Genomic DNA, 15,842 nt, shown 5'->3' on the forward strand with positions numbered 1-15,842 from the left:
ATACCCACTACTACTTGAGCTCGCTAGCCATTGAGCCTGAGTTAGCCTATCGAGCCATACGTCAGCATTGGCACATTGAAAACAAACAGCATTGGGTGTTAGATGTGACGTTTAAAGAAGATAGTAGTCGTATTGGTGACAGAGAAAATGCGAAGAAAATGGCATTGCTTAGACGTATCGTATTGAATTTGTTAGAGCAACACCCGCTAAAGGCGAGTAAGCCAAGCAAGATGAGAAAAGCGGCATGGAATGATGATTTTAGGGCTGAATTATTCTTTGGTTAACGAATTTAACAAAGTGTAATCCCACCCTGTGAGTGCTACGAACTCAAAAGTTAAACAGACATTATATTTTAGAATTGATGACGATGGTGATATCGTTGCAGTATCTGAGAATAAGGGATTTTAATAAGCGATAAGTAATGAAACAGTGATTGTCAAACGACTACTTCTAATTGAAATGGTAGCAGCCCTTGTTCTTACTAAGTCAGGATAAGAACAAGGCGTCTAAAGGCGGCACTACATACTTAGAAGCCTGTTGGTCATAATGGCAATTGATAGCACCATCATCCTAATTGTTTACTATTACACATTATGAGAGCTTGAGTTAGTTAACTTGAAATGGTCGCATAATCATGTGAATCGCTTGGGTAATGGTGTCCCAGTGTTCATTTATTATGGAAGTTAAATAATGTTCGAAACTAGTCATAAAGATCGCTACTAACTGAAAAGTTAGAAACTAATAAAAAGCGACCGACTCATTGAGTGGTCGCTTTTTTTGCCCAGCGAAGCTGGCAAACCCGCTAGGCTGAAAGATGCCCAGATCAACCCGACTGAGGGGAAGATAATCCAAATCGCAAGGGCGTTGTTGGTCAACGACAGGGTCTGAAGGAAGCGATAGGAAGTTAACAGTACACAACGCAAGTGAACCTGCTTCGGCAGTTGAGGTGGGTAAGCGTGCAAAATAACGCAAAGTCCTATACTCAGTCAGACCTAAGCTGTGTTTGAGGGTGGCATTGTTAACAGGGAGTCAGTGCAGTAACTGGGGAAGCCTGGCACTGAATCCGGATATAGACCGGAAACATTGAGTCAAGGTGAAAGCCAAGATCAATTTTAGTGTGAGGTGGCAGATGACCCCGTAGTAGTGAGTAAAGCTTGGCCTGTGAAAGTCTGTAATGGTGTGGAGGACAAAAACAAGCTGACCATCAACAATGCGTTTTATGGAACGTTAACGGTCAAAAGCAGTAAAACGTTGCGAAGGGGTGAAGTACATTTTAAGTCTGTGATGAGCAGATGTTTTTTTTAGTGGTACCCAAACCGACTTGCTATCGGGGTATTCCTGCTTGGTTGATTATGGAAATAATCAACTGAAATGAGAAACCGTACAAGGGAGTAGCTTTGACAAACTTCTGAGCTTCGGATAAGAAATTAGCTCCCCAAAGGAACTAAATGCTCGTTCCTTGATCCGATCATTCGACCAAGAGTGATTAGAAAAAGAAACGAGCATGAATAAATTAGTGAAACCTACTGTGATTTCGAGCGAAACTGGCAGCCAATAGGCACTGTGGAGTTAAATCCAGATCAATACAAAGAAGCTGCTTAACGACTTAAGCGACAACAGTCTTTAAAAATACAGTTTAGTTTAATTGACAAAATCAATAAGAAATGTTCTACTTTAACTTTGTACATCTAATGGTTATTTCTTTGAAAAATAAGTTTCTAAATTTAATATTAGCGATTGCGATTGTAATACAATCGTTTGTAGCTATTGCAAATTCACAAGAAACGCATATATTAGATGTACAACATATCCAAACCGAACATTCTCACGAATATGATAGCCAAATAGTTGATAACGAATTACCAATAGAAGGTGAACATAGTGTTGAGGACTGTCATCACTGTGGACATTGTCATGGGTTTCATTCTCAATGTTTGACTCAAACTAAACCTAGTATTGATCACAATATACTAGTAGCTCATCAATACCTATATTCATATCAATATGCTAATGCATACTCTGATAACCCAATAATCCCTCCTATAAGTTAACTCTATTTGAATAGCTCATTTTAGCTGAGCATCTTTATATTCTTGTCTACTTACGATTTTACTGTCGTCAGTTAACACTACCAAAATAAATATGAGTTTAATTTATGAAAATATTTTTTAAAAAAAGTATTTGCGCCATGCTATGCGTCGGTATGTTTTTAGCTATGTTAATCAATATACAAAGAGCAAATGCACAACCAACATCGACGTCTTGGCTGTCAATGCAAATAAACAAACATCCAAATATTATTGCTGCCAAAGAAGAAATGAATGCTGTTTTTTCAAATGCGGAAGGGAACAAGCAACCGCTTTATAATCCTGAACTAGAGACTGGTTATGAGCGAGAAGGTGACGCTAATAATTATTCCATTGGCATTAATCAAACGATTGATTGGTGGGATAAACGAGAAACAAAAGAGCAACAAGCTAACTTTAGCTTAACTCAAGCAAGCAAACACTTTGACTTTCTTGTTCAAGAAAAGACAGCGCAAGCTTTACAAGCGTTAATTACTTGGCAAGCAGCTAAAAAGCAAGCTTTTATAGCTCAAGAACAAGAAAAGCAGTTGGAAACCATACTTGATTTAGTTAAGGATCGTCAAAAAGCAGGTGATCTTGGACAAGTAGATGCTGAACTTACTTTTTTAAGTTTATCTCAAATGTTGAATGTTACCGCAAAAGCACAAGTTCAATTAAAACAAGCTGAAGCTCAAGTCAAGGAGCTACTGCAGGATTGGACGCCGGATAAAGAGGTTTTACCTGCGCAAGGTTTGACTATCAGCAATTATCAATTATCACCTCAATGGCTTCAACAACATCCTTTAGTTCTAGAGGCAAAAGCGCAGTGGCAAATAGCTAAAAGTAATGCTCAACTGTCAATGTTGGAGGCTAAATCGGACCCTACTATCGGTATAAATGCAGGTAAAAATGCAGGAGACAATGTGCTTGGAGTAACGCTTTCAATGCCTCTGAACATTCGCAACAATTTTTCAGCACAAGCAAGAGCTGCGAATCAACAAGCATTAGCTGCCGAAGCAAATTTTCTCTCCATTATGCGCAAACAACGGTTTTCTATTCAATCAAGTATCGACACCTTGCTCACTTATCAAAAAAACTATCAACGTTGGCAACAATTGATGGATGGAAGAGGTAAACGTAGTGGCGACTTGCTGCAAAAGCAATGGCAAAGCGGTGATGTGAGCACTACCGAGTATTTACTCGCTTTACAACAGCGTGCTGAAGGTCTTAAAGCGGGCATAGACTTACAAAGTCAATTTCAATTAAGCCAAATAGATTGGCTATTACAAGTGGGGCAAATTAAGACTGTGCTCCAACAATTATCTCAGCCTTGATCATTAAATGTAATTTGAATAATTAATAGTCAATGAACCAATTTTGGAAAAAACATATGAATAAGCAAATTAAATTAATAACGCTGGCCGTACTTTTTTGTGGAATAACAACCATAACTACTGCGACATTTGCAAATGTTCAATCATCTGAAAAAAACGAAAAGCATGTTGAAGAAAAAGATGATGGACATGGACATGAAGCTAAAAATGAGGAGGAAGAAGGTGCGGGAGTTAAACTTTCAAAGGGGCAATTAACTTTAGCTGAAATTAACATAACCGTACTAGAGCCTCAGACGATGGCTTATAGTATTTATGCTCAAGGGGAGATAAAGGCTAATGATTATACCAGTTATTTAGTCTCGCCAAGAGTAGATTCAGTGATACTAAAACGCCATGTTGCTTTAGGTGATCATGTTGAAATCAATCAACCGTTAGTCACCCTATTTAGTGAGTCAATGGCTGAAGCTCAAGCCAGCTATAGGCTCGCTGATTCAGAATGGAAAAGGGTTCAAAAACTTGGTCGAAAAGCGGTAGGTGAGAAACGCTTTATAGAAGCTCAGACCGATTTTGAGGCTGACTTAGGACGATTATATGCGTTTGGCTTATCTACTGACGCTATTATCTCTTTGACTACCAACACTAAAAAACTGGGGCAATACACTCTAAACGCTGAGACTTCTGGCGCGGTATTATCTGATAATTTTCGTCAAGGCCAACGCATAGAATCGGGCGGTACTTTATTTGAGTTGGCTGATGAAGATACGTTATGGGTTGAAGCACGTTTAGCTCCATCAATGGAATTGGACTTACCTGAAAATTCAAAGGCGCAAGTAAATGTAGGTAACAATACATACATAGCTACGATCACTCAAAAAGCTCATACCATAGACCCAGTAACTCGCACACGTATTATACGCTTACAGGTTCAAAATGTCGGTCATAAGCTTCATCCAGGCTTATTTGCGGATGTCTATTTTGCCTTTGAAACGGACAAAAAAGTTCTGACTGTGCCTGAAGAAGCATTAATGCGTGGTAGTGATGGTGATTGGATGGTGTTTGTTGAAGAAAATGGCGAATTTAAAGGTGTCGAAGTTGAATTGGGACGACAACTGGGAAAATCACGTGAAATTTTTGGTTTGCCATCAGGTACTAAAGTCGTTACAACTGGCGCTTTTTATGTTGCCGCGGAAATTGCCAAAGGCAGTTTTGATGCTCATAACCATTAATTAACTGATAATTGGAGAACTAACACATGTTAAATCGTTTGATTGACTGGTCTGTCGCTAACCGATTATTGGTGATTCTTGCCTTGATTGCGTTCACGGTTTCGGCCTTTTTTATTATTCCTCGTTTGAATTTGGATGCATTTCCAGATGTTACCAACGTACAAGTGGCAATTAATACTGAGGCGCCTGGTTTGGCTTCGGAAGAAGTAGAACAACTCATAACCTTTCCAATAGAAGCCGTAATGTATGCATTACCTGATGTTGAAGAAGTACGCTCTATTTCTAAAACAGGCTTGTCTGGTATTACGGTTGTTTTCAAAGAAGGCACCGATATTTATTTTGCTCGTCAATTGGTTTTTGAACGATTGCAATCAGCAAAAGAATTGATCCCTGAAGGGGTTGGTACACCTGAAATTGGCCCAAACACTTCTGGTTTGGGGCAAGTATATCAATATTTATTGCTCGCTGATGAAGACTCGGGGTATGACAGCATGTCACTTCGAAGCCTTAACGATTGGGTGGTTAAATTACTCTTAATGCCAGTAGATGGCGTTACAGATGTTTTAGCATTCGGCGGAAATGTTAAACAATACCAAGTAAATATTAATCCTTCTCGTTTGCTTGCTTACCAATTAACTCAACAAGATATCGCTAATGCATTAGAAGATAATAATGACAATGCGGGAGGCTGGTATATGGATAGAGGCCAAGAGCAACTTATTATTCGAGGTGTTGGTTGGTTAAGTAGTGATGAAAAAGGTATTGAAGAACTAAAACAAATCCCTGTTAAAACAATTGAAGGTACTGTTGTTTATCTTGCTGATGTGGCAACTGTTGAGTTTGGAAGCGAAATTAGACAAGGCGCGGTCACCATGAGTAAACGTGTTGGTACTAACGGTAGTAAATTTCTAGGTGAAGTTGTATCCGGCATTGTTTTAAAGCGTATGGGCGCAAATACCAAAGTTGCCATTGATGGCATAAAAGACAGAATACCACTTATTCAACAAGCCCTGCCAAAAGGTGTCACGTTTGAACCTATTTATGATCAAGCAGATTTGATTGAAAAAGCAGTTAGTACGGTCGCTGAAGCATTGATAATGGCTTTTATCTTTATTGTTATCGTGTTAGTACTTTTCTTACTGAAAGTTCGAGCTGTTTTATTGGTACTTATTTCTATTCCACTTTCTGTTGGGATGGCATTAATGATCATGGCTTACAATGGCTTGTCTGCGAATTTAATGTCTCTGGGTGGTTTAGCGGTTGCTATTGGTATGATGGTCGATGGTGCGGTGGTGATGATGGAAAATATTTTCAAACATCTCAGTCAGCCAGACCGTCGTCACGAACATAGTCATAAAGGAATGCATGACAGTGAGAACCCTTTTGATGTCGAAAAAGATGTCGATGTTAGTTTACGTATACAAATTGCCGCTAGAGAAGTAGCTAAGCCAGTATTTTTTGCAGTAACAATTATTATGGTGGTTTTTGCGCCATTATTTAGCTTAGAAGGGGTTGAAGGCAAACTATTTCAGCCGATGGCTATTAGTATTATGATTGCTATGGTTGCGTCGTTAGCCGTGTCTCTCATTGTTGTACCCGCGTTAGCTAGTTACTTGTTTCAACGAGGTTTTAAAGCACGAACCAGCCCTTTCGTTAGTGTGCTAGAAAAATTTTACCGTCGTAGTTTAACAAAGGCAATGAATGCAAAGAAAGTGGTTCTTATAGGGGCTGGAGCCTTACTTGTTGGTACATTATTTTTAGTGCCAAATTTAGGTACTGAATTTGTACCAGAGCTTGAAGAAGGCACCATTAATTTACGTGTAACAATGGCTCCATCAACCAGTTTAGCGACAGCGCTTTCAGTTGCCCCTAAACTGGAAAAAATATTACTTGAATTTCCTGAAGTTACTTATGCTACCAGTCGTATTGGCCGAGCAGAAATTGGTGGTGATCCTGAGCCAGTGAGTAACATTGAAATCTATATTGGTCTCAAACCAGTTGTAGAGTGGACCAGCGCTAAAACACGCCATGAACTACAAGGTTTAATGGAAGTAAAACTTGAGAAATTCCCCGGTTTACTACTGAATTTTTCTCAACCTATCGCAACAAGAGTAGATGAATTACTTTCTGGTGTTAAAGCGCAGTTAGCCATAAAACTATTTGGTGCTGATCTCGATGTCCTGGCTCAGCAAGGTCAAGCTATTGTTAATGCTATTCAAGGTGTTGATGGTGCAAGAGATGTAGCGATGGAGCCAATAGCAGGAGAATCTCAGTTAGTCGTTAGACCAAACCGTCGTCAATTATCTCGATATGGTTTATCGATTGGTGATGTCATGAGGTTAGTGCGAAATGGTATCGGTGGTCACGAAGTAGGGCAAGTCATTAATGGTAATGAACGTTATGATATTTATCTGCGGATAGACAAAGCGTTTAGAAATCAACAACAAACTATTGCTGATTTACGACTACAAGCCCCAACAGGTGCATGGGTACGACTAGGTGATGTTGCAGATATTGCCATTGAATCAGGCCCTCCTCAGGTTCGCCGAGATGATGTTCAGCGACGCGTCGTTATTCAAGCCAATGTACAAGGGCGAGACATGGGTAGTGTCGTAAAAGATATTCGAGCAGCAATTGCAACTAAGGTTGATTTGCCTACGGGTTATTCTGTTGATATCGGTGGGCAATTTGAAAATCAACAAAGAGCACAGCAACGACTAGCTATTGTTGTGCCACTTTCTATTGGCATTATTGCGTTGTTATTATATTTTGCTTTTGCCAGTGTGGGTCAAGCCATGCTCATCCTCGTTAATTTACCTTTAGCTATGATTGGTGGCATAGTTGCCTTGTATATTTCTGGTCAATACCTATCTGTACCAAGTTCAATTGGTTTTATTACCTTATTTGGTGTTGCGGTTCTCAATGGTGTGGTTATGGTTGAAGCGATTAATCTACGCATTGAAACAGGTACGGAAAGTATTGCTCAAGCTGTTTACGAAGGTGCTATATCAAGACTTCGTCCCGTATTGATGACAGCGATTACTTCTGCCCTTGGTTTGATACCTATTATCATGTCAACTGGTGTTGGCTCTGAAATACAACGGCCATTAGCTACAGTCATTGTGGGTGGACTGGTCACTGCGACGTTCCTTACTTTATTTGTTCTTCCCGTACTTTATGCTTGGTTTTCTAAAGGTCGGATTGAAGAAATGAGAAGGTAATTCTACTTGGTTAAAGTAAATATAACTGTTTGCTTTAACTAGATATCCCGTAGGTATTCGCTGCGGGATATCAATTTATAGGAGAAAGTAATGTCCGACAATTCACATCAACACCCAGCTAGCCATGGACACAGTCATATTCCTAAAGATATGTCTTCAAGTCGTATTGGCTGGGCATTTATATTAAATGTTTGTTTTACTATTATCGAATTTATTGGCGGCTGGTTAACCAACAGTACCGCGATAATGGCAGATGCGGTTCACGATTTAGGAGATAGTTTATCCATTGGTCTCGCATGGGGATTAAACAAACTCAGCAAGAAAAGTCGCGATGAAACGTTTAGTTACGGCTACCACCGTTTTTCTTTACTTGGTGCGCTAATTAACGGTGTTGTCTTAATCGCGGGATCGATTTGGGTATTAACCATATCATTCCCTCGATTGTTATCGCCAGAAATGCCTGATGCTCAAGGCATGTTATGGTTAGCGATATTAGGGGTGATTGTTAATGGTTATGCTGCCTTCAAATTAAGTGACGGGAAAACACTAAACGAACGTGTACTTAATTGGCATTTATTGGAAGACGTCTTAGGTTGGGTAGCCGTATTAATTGTTGCTATCGTCCTAATGTTTATCGAACTCCCAATACTTGATCCCATACTTTCAATAGGATTTACATTATTTGTTCTTTTTAATGTCTTAAAAAACCTCCGTACTGCAATACGTCTGTTTTTACAAGCAACACCTGAGAAAGCCATTCAAGAAAAAATAAAAATTGAATTATCAACATTGAAGTTTATTGAAGATATTCATCATTTCCATTTGTGGTCCCTTGACGGCGAAAGGCATGTTCTTACAGCTCATTTAGTAGTGAATCATTATTTTGATCAACAAGAATATATGGCAATAAAGCATGAAATATCAACACGACTTAGCCCTTTTTATCTTGAACATACAACACTGGAATTTGAGTTCGTAGACGAAATATGTAGAGATTCAAAAAGCGATTAGAAATACTTTCAAAGATGAAAAGTAAGCGATCAATTAATCCCACATACCAATAATTTTCAAATTTAGCATGATTATTTCCTAACTAAATCTAGGCGAACAATCATGTCAAAAAACGATAAAATACAATACTGGCAGCGTATTTTTCAGCAGCAAACTGAAAGTGAATTAACCAAAGCTGAATGTTGTAAAACCAGTGACTTAACCCTATCTACATTTTATGCGTGGGCTAAAAACTTAACCCGCATTCGTCACCCACTAAGCAAAAAGTGGTGCCGCTGAGCGCGTTGATCTAGGCAAGGCGTAGTTCGCCGGACGCAAATATCCCCGCTCATATTAAATCACTTTTCGCTTCAAACGAGTTTTGGGGCAAAAGTGATTTCAACAACGATGATTAGCAACGGTTTTCGATTGACTTTTTTGCTCTAAGGGTGCCCGAAAAAAGCCTTAAAGCAGGTTTGATATGGAATAAACGAGTAAATATTGCTGTTGTAATACACACTACCTGAATTCCATTTTTCTTTGACTGATGGACTCTCTAGTGCGTCAAGTACCTGGTAGGCTTGGGCTCGAGTGAACACTTCGGATTTTCCATTGGCCCTATTTTCTCTGATAAGTAGAAAATGCAGATCGTCTTCTGCCGTAGTGTGTTGCAGTTTAAATATTAACGAAGGGTAGTTATCAGTAACAGCGTCGAATCGCCTTTTAAACGAGGCATACTCGGTGTCAATAAAACACTCTGTCACCTTGGCAAACTCAAACGGAGAACGGTTGCTAAACACTTCAGGGTTAAAATAGGACAAAAATCTAGCGATAATCGTGCGATGTTTACCTGTGCTGATGAAGTACTTACTTCCAACCTTAATGAAGGATAGGTTTGGCAGTTCGACTTCCGATAAATAATACTGCGGGTTGTCTTCTAGTTCTATAAGTCTTTGTTTCAGGCGCTTAAGCCATCGTCCTTCTATGCATTGCCCCCAGGTTGAGTCATCACCATACATCTGTTCGATGCCTACTATTTGATCGAACGGAATAGGGGCAACGTAGTGTTCTCTATCGTCTTTAAGGTAAATATCATTGTTCCTCAAATAGGTGCTGTAGTTATAGATGATGTCATTTGAGAAAGGTGCAGGATTTTGCTTATTTAAAGCTTGGATGTTAGTCCTAATATTTTGCATGTCAGAGAGCCTGTTAATAGTGCTGTACATTTGAAAGCGTATTTCAAGGTTAATCAAAAATAAGCTCAAGATTTGTATTAAAAGTTCATTTATCTATCACATTTCAGCCCAATAATAAGATTGAAAAATATTCATATCGGGACGATTACTTATTAGCGCTGTTGAAGGTGCAATTCTAATCCAAGGATTACAGCCATGCATAAAAACTTGTCTCAATCTTCCTAACCTCACAGCATGTAAAGCTATCCGTCATCATTAAAAGTATCGAGGCTCTTGATTTTGTAACTTATTCAAGATAGCCTGATAATGTAACAAAATCAAACTTGGAGTTTACATGTCTGAAGAAAAAGCTGAATACAAGGTAACACATGGCGGATTTCGAACTGGTGCAGGTCGAAAAACTAAATACGAAAAAACCGTCGTGATGAGGGTTCCAGACAAATACAAAGATGCTATAAAAAGTTTAATCAAGCATTTAGATGACTGCGAAATGGTTGATAAAAACTACTCAAGCGTAAAATCCCAACCTGTTTTCATTCGTTCTCTTCAAGATAAGCCACAGAAAGTCACATTTATTATAGACCCTGCTTCAAAATCTTGATTAAGTTACAATATCAAGTTAAATAATGATAAATAATCTAGGTTGAAGTAAGTAACCTGAGATCGGTTTAAGCCATAACAACAATAGCGCCAAATTCAGCATTCGTAATATTGAGTTGTGGCTTAGTTTCTTTCAGTTGATAGGCAATCAATCCGCCTATCATATTCAACATAAAACCATGCACGCTTCGATGTCTTGTATGCTCTATTTGTGAAATATTTTTTAGCTGGTCATTGATGGTTTCAATGATAAATCGACGTGAAAGCATCGCTCTATCCCATAGGGATAATGCTTTAGCTTTCATGTTTTTACGGACATTATTGACGATCGTAACACCTTGTTCGAGTAAGTCGCTCGCCAGTGCTTTGCTAATGTAGCCTTTGTCGGCATAATGTTTATCCATTGAGTTAACCACCATCCACGAAACAGGCTGAGTGTCATGCACATTCGCGGGCGTTATTTTGGCGGCTACAATGCCGCCTTTGTGATTAACAATTAGGTGAAGTTTAAACCCGTAGAACCATCCCATCGTGCCTTTTCCTCGGCTAGCGAGGCCCGATAAACTTTTATGCCTTGGAATTCGTAAGTTGTGACAGACCTTGATACTCGTTGAATCAATAAACTCAATCCCTGTTGGCTGACTTCTTATGGTACAAAAATAGCTGCACAATGGCACGACAGTCGTAGGCATTAGTTCCAAAAAGCGACTGTAACTGAGCAAATGTGGAAAATCAGATTTAAAGAATCGAGCAAGATAACCAGTATAAAAGTTCTTGAAGTCACGGTGGTGGGATGTATGGAAGAGTATGATAATGGTCATTATTTCGCTCATGCCCATTCGATTTGAGCGCTGACGTTTTCGTGTGCCGTCAGTCAGGCATTGTGTTTTCCATTGCGGAATGAATACAGCACAAAAATCATCGACATCACAAAATATATCCACTAAATTATTCATACGCCCTCTGCATGATTAAATCCTTCTTGGTCGAAAGATCTGATCGTAAAGAGGGCGTTTAGTTCACTTCTTATCTCGAGTTCAGGTTAAGTAAAGTTACTTCAACTCACCTAATCCTAACCCTATGCCTATGGTTTCTTGTTTGAAACGACCAAATATATTCATCACTTGGTCATATGAAGTTGATAAAAAATCTTCATCGAACAAGCTATCAGTGTTTTCAATGAAACCATTTAGTTTAATTTCTTTGCCTGCCAAATCAATGCTAGGTTCTTTCAGAGAAATAGTTTTGTTTTGACTATTAGTCTCATCGCCGACAAGCAGTGATTGCATTGTTTCAAATTTTACAACATCAGCCTCAACAGGCACGTCATGTCTAACTCTATAAGCATACTCGAGCAACTTGGGCTCCGCTGGCATATAAAGAATTGCTTCTTGATTCATAGTGTCTGTAACTCTAAGAATTCGTCCTAGTGTTTGCCTAAAATACATTTCAGTTTTTATGTTTGAGAGATAACAACACACTTGTAGGCGAGGGATATTGGTTCCCTCACTAATCATTCCAACAGAAATAATCCACTTGGATTCTGAGTGTCTGAATCGTTGAATAATGGCTGTCGGGTCACTTTCCTTATAGGTAGCGACAACAGCTTCTTCTTGAAGCCATTTTTTTACTAATGTTGAAATTCTATTGGCCTGTTCTATCGATGAAGCTACGATTAAGCCAGCTGCATTAGAGTTTTCAAGTCTTATAAAATCTAGCTTTTTACTAGCCGAAGTGATGATATGTTTTATTACATCATCATTTTCGATTACGTCCTGGTATGCAACTTGGGAGTTAGACAGTAGGTCATCAAAACTTTCGAAAACGGCGGTTTCATTATTTTCTATTACTGAAATATGATTGTTATCAACAGCGATTATCTGAGGTACGCGACAAACACCGTCTAAAATGGCTTCATAAAGCCCATACACGTAATCACATGAGATTTGGCCATCAGGCAAGGCATAGCTAGAAAAAACGATAGGGGCGGTATCTGAGCGCCAAGGAGTACCGGTTAACGCCATGGTGAATCGAGCTTTGTTCTGAATGTTCAGAATTATATGCTCTCCCCATGAATTCGCATTATCGACAGAGGACCCCGCACAATGATGGATTTCATCGAAAATAACGAATACTCGATATTTTTCAAAAAGCTCCCAAAAAGTACCATCTAAATACTGCAAATGTTGATAAGTAAAAGCTCTGCCCTTGGAACCAATTAGCCCGTCAAAACGTTCATTCGAACTCAATTGCAAGCACTCAGCAAAATCCATAGAAACTATCGAGGATGGGGAAAAGCAAAAGATTAAATCAACAAGGTCATTCTTCAATAAGTGGTTAGATAAGACTGAGGCCATAAGAGTCTTTCCAGAACCTGGGGTAGCTAAAACTAAGAAATGAGACTGTCCATCAAGATATTGTTTTAATGACGAATCTATACAAGCAGTTTGCCAGCGTCTAAGTCTCATATATTTCTCTGTTCGATGATCGTTTCAATAGCCTTGATTTTCCCTAGCAACTTAGTGCTATTTTCCCTCGCTAAGTTGTACTTAGGTTGTAACTCTTCAGCTAAATCAGGCAACTCTAGGTAAATCTCTTTGTAAGCCTCTGATTCACCTAAACTCAATAATAATTCTGATTTATAATAGTTTAGTTTTGCGCTCAATTTCTTATGCTCATCAATGCTGTAATTATCAGAAATAGGCAATAAAGCTATAGGCTTAACAGGAAGGCTTTTGGCATCAAAATAAACTGTTTTTTTGAATCTAGTCAGCCCCTTTTGCTTTGGAATATTCCTCTCTAACCAGCCTTTTTTTACTAACTTCATTAATTCTGCATAAATCATTCTCCTGATCTCTGCGCTATCCAAAGTGAGATCTTTTTTTAATGCAAAATATGCAGATCGGACATCACTTGTTGTGAACTTATCAAAGTTTTCTGCTTCAATGATTTGAGCTACTAATGGGTCTAACATCAAAAACAGATCCTAATAATTATCACGAATGGGTATTATAGGGCGTGGAGCCTTGCACCTCAATATGAAAATCTAATCATTTTACCTGGAGTGTTGATAGGTGAGTGATTTAGTAAATGAATTTGGTGAGAAATTAAGATATCTCAGAGTTAATGCTGGCTATTCTCAAGAAGCGTTTGCAGCCTATGTCGGTATTGAAAGAGGTAACTATGGAAAAATGGAAAGAGGTTGCGTCAACATAAAGCTGGAGACTCTATACAAAATAGCCAATGCACTTGACTGTGAGTTTGATGAAATCTTGCCTGTTAGGCTCAAATATAAAATACAACTAGATTAGTGCTTATACTTAAAGTGAGCCTCATCAATTTATACTTATAGTACTCTCTTTACTACTAAACTCATCAAATTGTTAACTAAGGTTATAATGGAGCTTATAAGAAAAGGTTCCAAAGCCATATTGTTTAATGAACTCAGCAACACTGGGTAAATGAGTTTGCAGTACATATGCTGCTCTTAAGCGTTTATCATCCATGATGCGAGTTTCATTCATACCCTCACATTCAATCAATGCGCTTTTCATTTCTTCAAACGAGTAAAGCTCTAACCCAATTGAAAAATAAGGTCCAGCAAACTCGTTAATTTGAGTCTTTGTACCAGATGCTATTACGTACGTAACACCTTCTCCTGTAGCAAAATACTCAGAAATACCAACGTATTTAGCATCCATAGAACTACCCTTTAAATCAGTTGTCATGAAGTTAAGCTTCCTATCATTAATTTACAGCATCGTTCGTCATTTCAAGTTGATGAGTTATTAAACATTAAGCTAGATATGTGTTCGTTTAACTTGTAAATGTCGGATAGGCGGCACTTGTTACCAAGTACCGCCCTCCTAAGAACCGTACATGCAACTTTCATTGCATACGGCTCAAGCCTCCGCTAAGGCGTGTTCTGTGTTAGGAAGGACGTCCTCTCACGATTCGAGGGTGTTCATAATTCTGCTCCCGCCCAGTATCTGCTGGACTTCGTTAAATTGTCTGGCTCGCTACTTTATTCAGAGCCATAGGGTCACCTGGTGATATAGATGGTTCACTCTTATCGTGGTGAACAACGCTTCATACGACTTCACGTCGCACGGTCAGAAATGAGTTAGTTTCTGATAAAGGTGGTTCCAATGACAAGCTGTTGGCATATGTGCAAATATGCCCAGTGAAAAAAAATCACTGACCAGTCCATGAGGCTGACTGACTCAAGATCTGATATTTATAGTTAACAGATACAATCCAACAATCTGATTAGTATTAGACAAATTTATTCATCATTGTCTAATAACTGAGCACCAAGATCAATTTCTATATTTTCAACTAAACTTTCAGCACTTCTACACATACTAGCTGTGAGCTGCTGTAGTTTGTCCGGGTGTTGCATATCATTTGCCAGAAAAGATAAAAAACTTTCTAAAATAGGATCTTCTTCTGTTGGTGTACTAGAAAATAACACGTTAACACCCCCTTGAGTTGTTAAAAAGCCTAGTTATAAGATTTATTTATACCAAAATCCTCTCCAGGAAGATCTAAGTTTTTATCAAGCATCATCGATTTTCTATGCTCTTTTAAAGCTTCCACTGCAAATTTAAAGCAGGCTTCGCATAAATCCAAATGGTATGAAGTACCATCCTCTTTGGAACCATATCCCCATAAAGCTCTAAGCTCACCAACCTCTTCGTATTTATGGCCAATTAAATCAATCATGACACTGTTCCCACATACGTCACAAACACGATCTACCACTGTATTAACTAGCTGCATTTGATAATGTTTCATATAAATACTCTTCGGGATAAGAATTAAACACTAGCATTGTATATTACTAAAATTTGTTCAACTAGATGATACAAATAGAGTTACTCTCAATAGTTATACCTCAGAATGGGGATCGCGCGTGTTCATTATCTCATTGAATCAATGCTATTCATTTGTTTTTCATTGATTTCCTACAAGACCTCCATTGGTTAACTTCTTGATAAAGTTACATAATCAAGATGGATATATTTAACAAATGAGAAACTTGCTTCTTCTTGGTTGGCTGTTAAGATGACTGTGTGTAAATAGTAACCGTCTAGCGAACCACACCTCGCATCATTGATCTGACTATTTGAAAATACCTGCTCAATGATAAATTTGGAGCAGGTGATGAAAACATACAGAACAGCGGCACAGTGGCTCGGTTTACTTC

At 38.7% G+C, this 15,842-nt stretch carries 16 protein-coding genes and 1 pseudogene; 9 read left to right on the forward strand and 8 right to left on the reverse strand.

Translation table 11 applies throughout. The features are described 5' to 3' along the window. The 7 genes from H5073_RS16970 to tnpA all read left to right on the forward strand — a co-directional run. Positions 1-284: ISAs1 family transposase (locus H5073_RS16970; protein ID WP_182680755.1), on the forward strand; the 284-nt coding region annotated here is incomplete at its 5' end. Positions 285-1,703: 1,419 nt separating this feature from the next. Beyond that, entirely contained in the window at positions 1,704-2,051 is a 348-nt protein-coding gene (locus tag H5073_RS16975) for a DUF2946 domain-containing protein (protein WP_182680756.1), read from the forward strand. Between the two features lie 104 nt (positions 2,052-2,155). Then, positions 2,156-3,400: a TolC family protein gene (locus H5073_RS16980; RefSeq protein ID WP_182680757.1), complete on the forward strand. Its 1,245-nt coding sequence runs from the start codon at positions 2,156-2,158 to the stop codon at positions 3,398-3,400. A 56-nt stretch (positions 3,401-3,456) separates the two neighbouring features. Continuing rightward, positions 3,457-4,626 carry an efflux RND transporter periplasmic adaptor subunit gene (locus H5073_RS16985; protein ID WP_160056810.1) on the forward strand — a complete coding sequence of 390 codons (1,170 nt, stop codon included), beginning with the start codon at positions 3,457-3,459 and terminating at the stop codon, positions 4,624-4,626. Positions 4,627-4,652: 26 nt separating this feature from the next. After that, positions 4,653-7,847 carry an efflux RND transporter permease subunit gene (locus H5073_RS16990; RefSeq protein ID WP_182680758.1) on the forward strand — a complete coding sequence of 1,065 codons (3,195 nt, stop codon included), beginning with the start codon at positions 4,653-4,655 and terminating at the stop codon, positions 7,845-7,847. A 90-nt stretch (positions 7,848-7,937) separates the two neighbouring features. After that, a complete protein-coding gene (locus tag H5073_RS16995; RefSeq protein WP_182680759.1) occupies positions 7,938-8,858 on the forward strand; it encodes a cation diffusion facilitator family transporter in 921 nt (306 codons plus the stop codon). 102 nt (positions 8,859-8,960) lie between these two features. Next, positions 8,961-9,137, forward strand: coding sequence for an IS66 family insertion sequence element accessory protein TnpA (gene tnpA / locus H5073_RS17000; RefSeq protein WP_182680760.1), 177 nt, complete (start codon positions 8,961-8,963; stop codon positions 9,135-9,137). A gap of 143 nt (positions 9,138-9,280) precedes the next feature. On the opposite strand, the gene H5073_RS17005 is transcribed toward tnpA, so the two are convergent. After that, a complete protein-coding gene (locus H5073_RS17005; RefSeq protein WP_182680761.1) occupies positions 9,281-10,033 on the reverse strand; it encodes a hypothetical protein in 753 nt (250 codons plus the stop codon). A gap of 334 nt (positions 10,034-10,367) precedes the next feature. On the opposite strand from H5073_RS17005, the gene H5073_RS17010 reads away from it, so the two are divergent. Next, positions 10,368-10,634 carry a hypothetical protein gene (locus tag H5073_RS17010; RefSeq protein ID WP_182680762.1) on the forward strand — a complete coding sequence of 89 codons (267 nt, stop codon included), beginning with the start codon at positions 10,368-10,370 and terminating at the stop codon, positions 10,632-10,634. Between the two features lie 67 nt (positions 10,635-10,701). On the opposite strand, the gene H5073_RS17015 is transcribed toward H5073_RS17010, so the two are convergent. The 3 genes from H5073_RS17015 to H5073_RS17025 form a co-directional block, all read right to left on the reverse strand. After that, a complete protein-coding gene (locus H5073_RS17015) occupies positions 10,702-11,589 on the reverse strand; it encodes an IS982 family transposase (protein WP_182680763.1) in 888 nt (295 codons plus the stop codon). Positions 11,590-11,685: 96 nt separating this feature from the next. Continuing rightward, positions 11,686-13,101 carry a DEAD/DEAH box helicase gene (locus tag H5073_RS17020; RefSeq protein ID WP_182680764.1) on the reverse strand — a complete coding sequence of 472 codons (1,416 nt, stop codon included), beginning with the start codon at positions 13,099-13,101 and terminating at the stop codon, positions 11,686-11,688. Next, the gene (locus H5073_RS17025; RefSeq protein ID WP_259394940.1) at positions 13,098-13,607 is read right to left on the reverse strand and encodes a hypothetical protein; all 510 of its coding nucleotides are present in this window, start codon (positions 13,605-13,607) and stop codon (positions 13,098-13,100) included. Before H5073_RS17025 ends, H5073_RS17020 begins: the two co-directional genes overlap by 4 nt. 100 nt (positions 13,608-13,707) lie before the next feature. Between H5073_RS17025 and H5073_RS17030 the strand changes: the two genes are divergently transcribed. Continuing rightward, complete coding sequence (locus tag H5073_RS17030) at positions 13,708-13,944, forward strand: helix-turn-helix domain-containing protein (RefSeq protein ID WP_182680766.1); 237 nt, start codon at positions 13,708-13,710, stop codon at positions 13,942-13,944. A gap of 72 nt (positions 13,945-14,016) precedes the next feature. Here H5073_RS17030 and H5073_RS17035 read toward each other — a convergent pair whose 3' ends face one another. The 4 genes and pseudogenes from H5073_RS17035 to H5073_RS18300 form a co-directional block, all read right to left on the reverse strand. Further along, entirely contained in the window at positions 14,017-14,361 is a 345-nt protein-coding gene (locus H5073_RS17035) for a hypothetical protein (RefSeq protein WP_182680767.1), read from the reverse strand. 557 nt (positions 14,362-14,918) lie between these two features. Then, positions 14,919-15,113: pseudogene (locus tag H5073_RS17040) on the reverse strand (type II toxin-antitoxin system PrlF family antitoxin); the annotation flags it as partial. Between the two features lie 23 nt (positions 15,114-15,136). Then, positions 15,137-15,430, reverse strand: coding sequence for a hypothetical protein (locus H5073_RS17045; RefSeq protein ID WP_182680769.1), 294 nt, complete (start codon positions 15,428-15,430; stop codon positions 15,137-15,139). 188 nt (positions 15,431-15,618) lie between these two features. Further along, positions 15,619-15,842 (reverse strand): hypothetical protein (locus H5073_RS18300; protein WP_220488099.1); only part of this gene is annotated, 224 nt, incomplete at its 5' end.

Origin of the sequence: Shewanella sp. SR44-3 (assembly GCF_014163735.1) — a bacterium.
In the GTDB taxonomy this organism is placed as follows: domain Bacteria; phylum Pseudomonadota; class Gammaproteobacteria; order Enterobacterales; family Shewanellaceae; genus Shewanella.

Coding starts and splice junctions, on each gene's coding strand:
- H5073_RS17010 (WP_182680762.1), top strand. CDS start 10,368: ATGTCTGAAGAAAAAGCTGAATACAAGGTAACACATGGCGGATTTCGA.
- H5073_RS16985 (WP_160056810.1), top strand. CDS start 3,457: ATGAATAAGCAAATTAAATTAATAACGCTGGCCGTACTTTTTTGTGGA.
- H5073_RS16980 (WP_182680757.1), top strand. CDS start 2,156: ATGAAAATATTTTTTAAAAAAAGTATTTGCGCCATGCTATGCGTCGGT.
- H5073_RS17020 (WP_182680764.1), bottom strand. CDS start 13,101: ATGAGACTTAGACGCTGGCAAACTGCTTGTATAGATTCGTCATTAAAA.
- H5073_RS17015 (WP_182680763.1), bottom strand. CDS start 11,589: ATGAATAATTTAGTGGATATATTTTGTGATGTCGATGATTTTTGTGCT.
- tnpA (WP_182680760.1), top strand. CDS start 8,961: ATGTCAAAAAACGATAAAATACAATACTGGCAGCGTATTTTTCAGCAG.
- H5073_RS16995 (WP_182680759.1), top strand. CDS start 7,938: ATGTCCGACAATTCACATCAACACCCAGCTAGCCATGGACACAGTCAT.
- H5073_RS17035 (WP_182680767.1), bottom strand. CDS start 14,361: ATGACAACTGATTTAAAGGGTAGTTCTATGGATGCTAAATACGTTGGT.
- H5073_RS16990 (WP_182680758.1), top strand. CDS start 4,653: ATGTTAAATCGTTTGATTGACTGGTCTGTCGCTAACCGATTATTGGTG.
- H5073_RS17005 (WP_182680761.1), bottom strand. CDS start 10,033: ATGCAAAATATTAGGACTAACATCCAAGCTTTAAATAAGCAAAATCCT.
- H5073_RS17025 (WP_259394940.1), bottom strand. CDS start 13,607: ATGTTAGACCCATTAGTAGCTCAAATCATTGAAGCAGAAAACTTTGAT.
- H5073_RS17045 (WP_182680769.1), bottom strand. CDS start 15,430: ATGAAACATTATCAAATGCAGCTAGTTAATACAGTGGTAGATCGTGTT.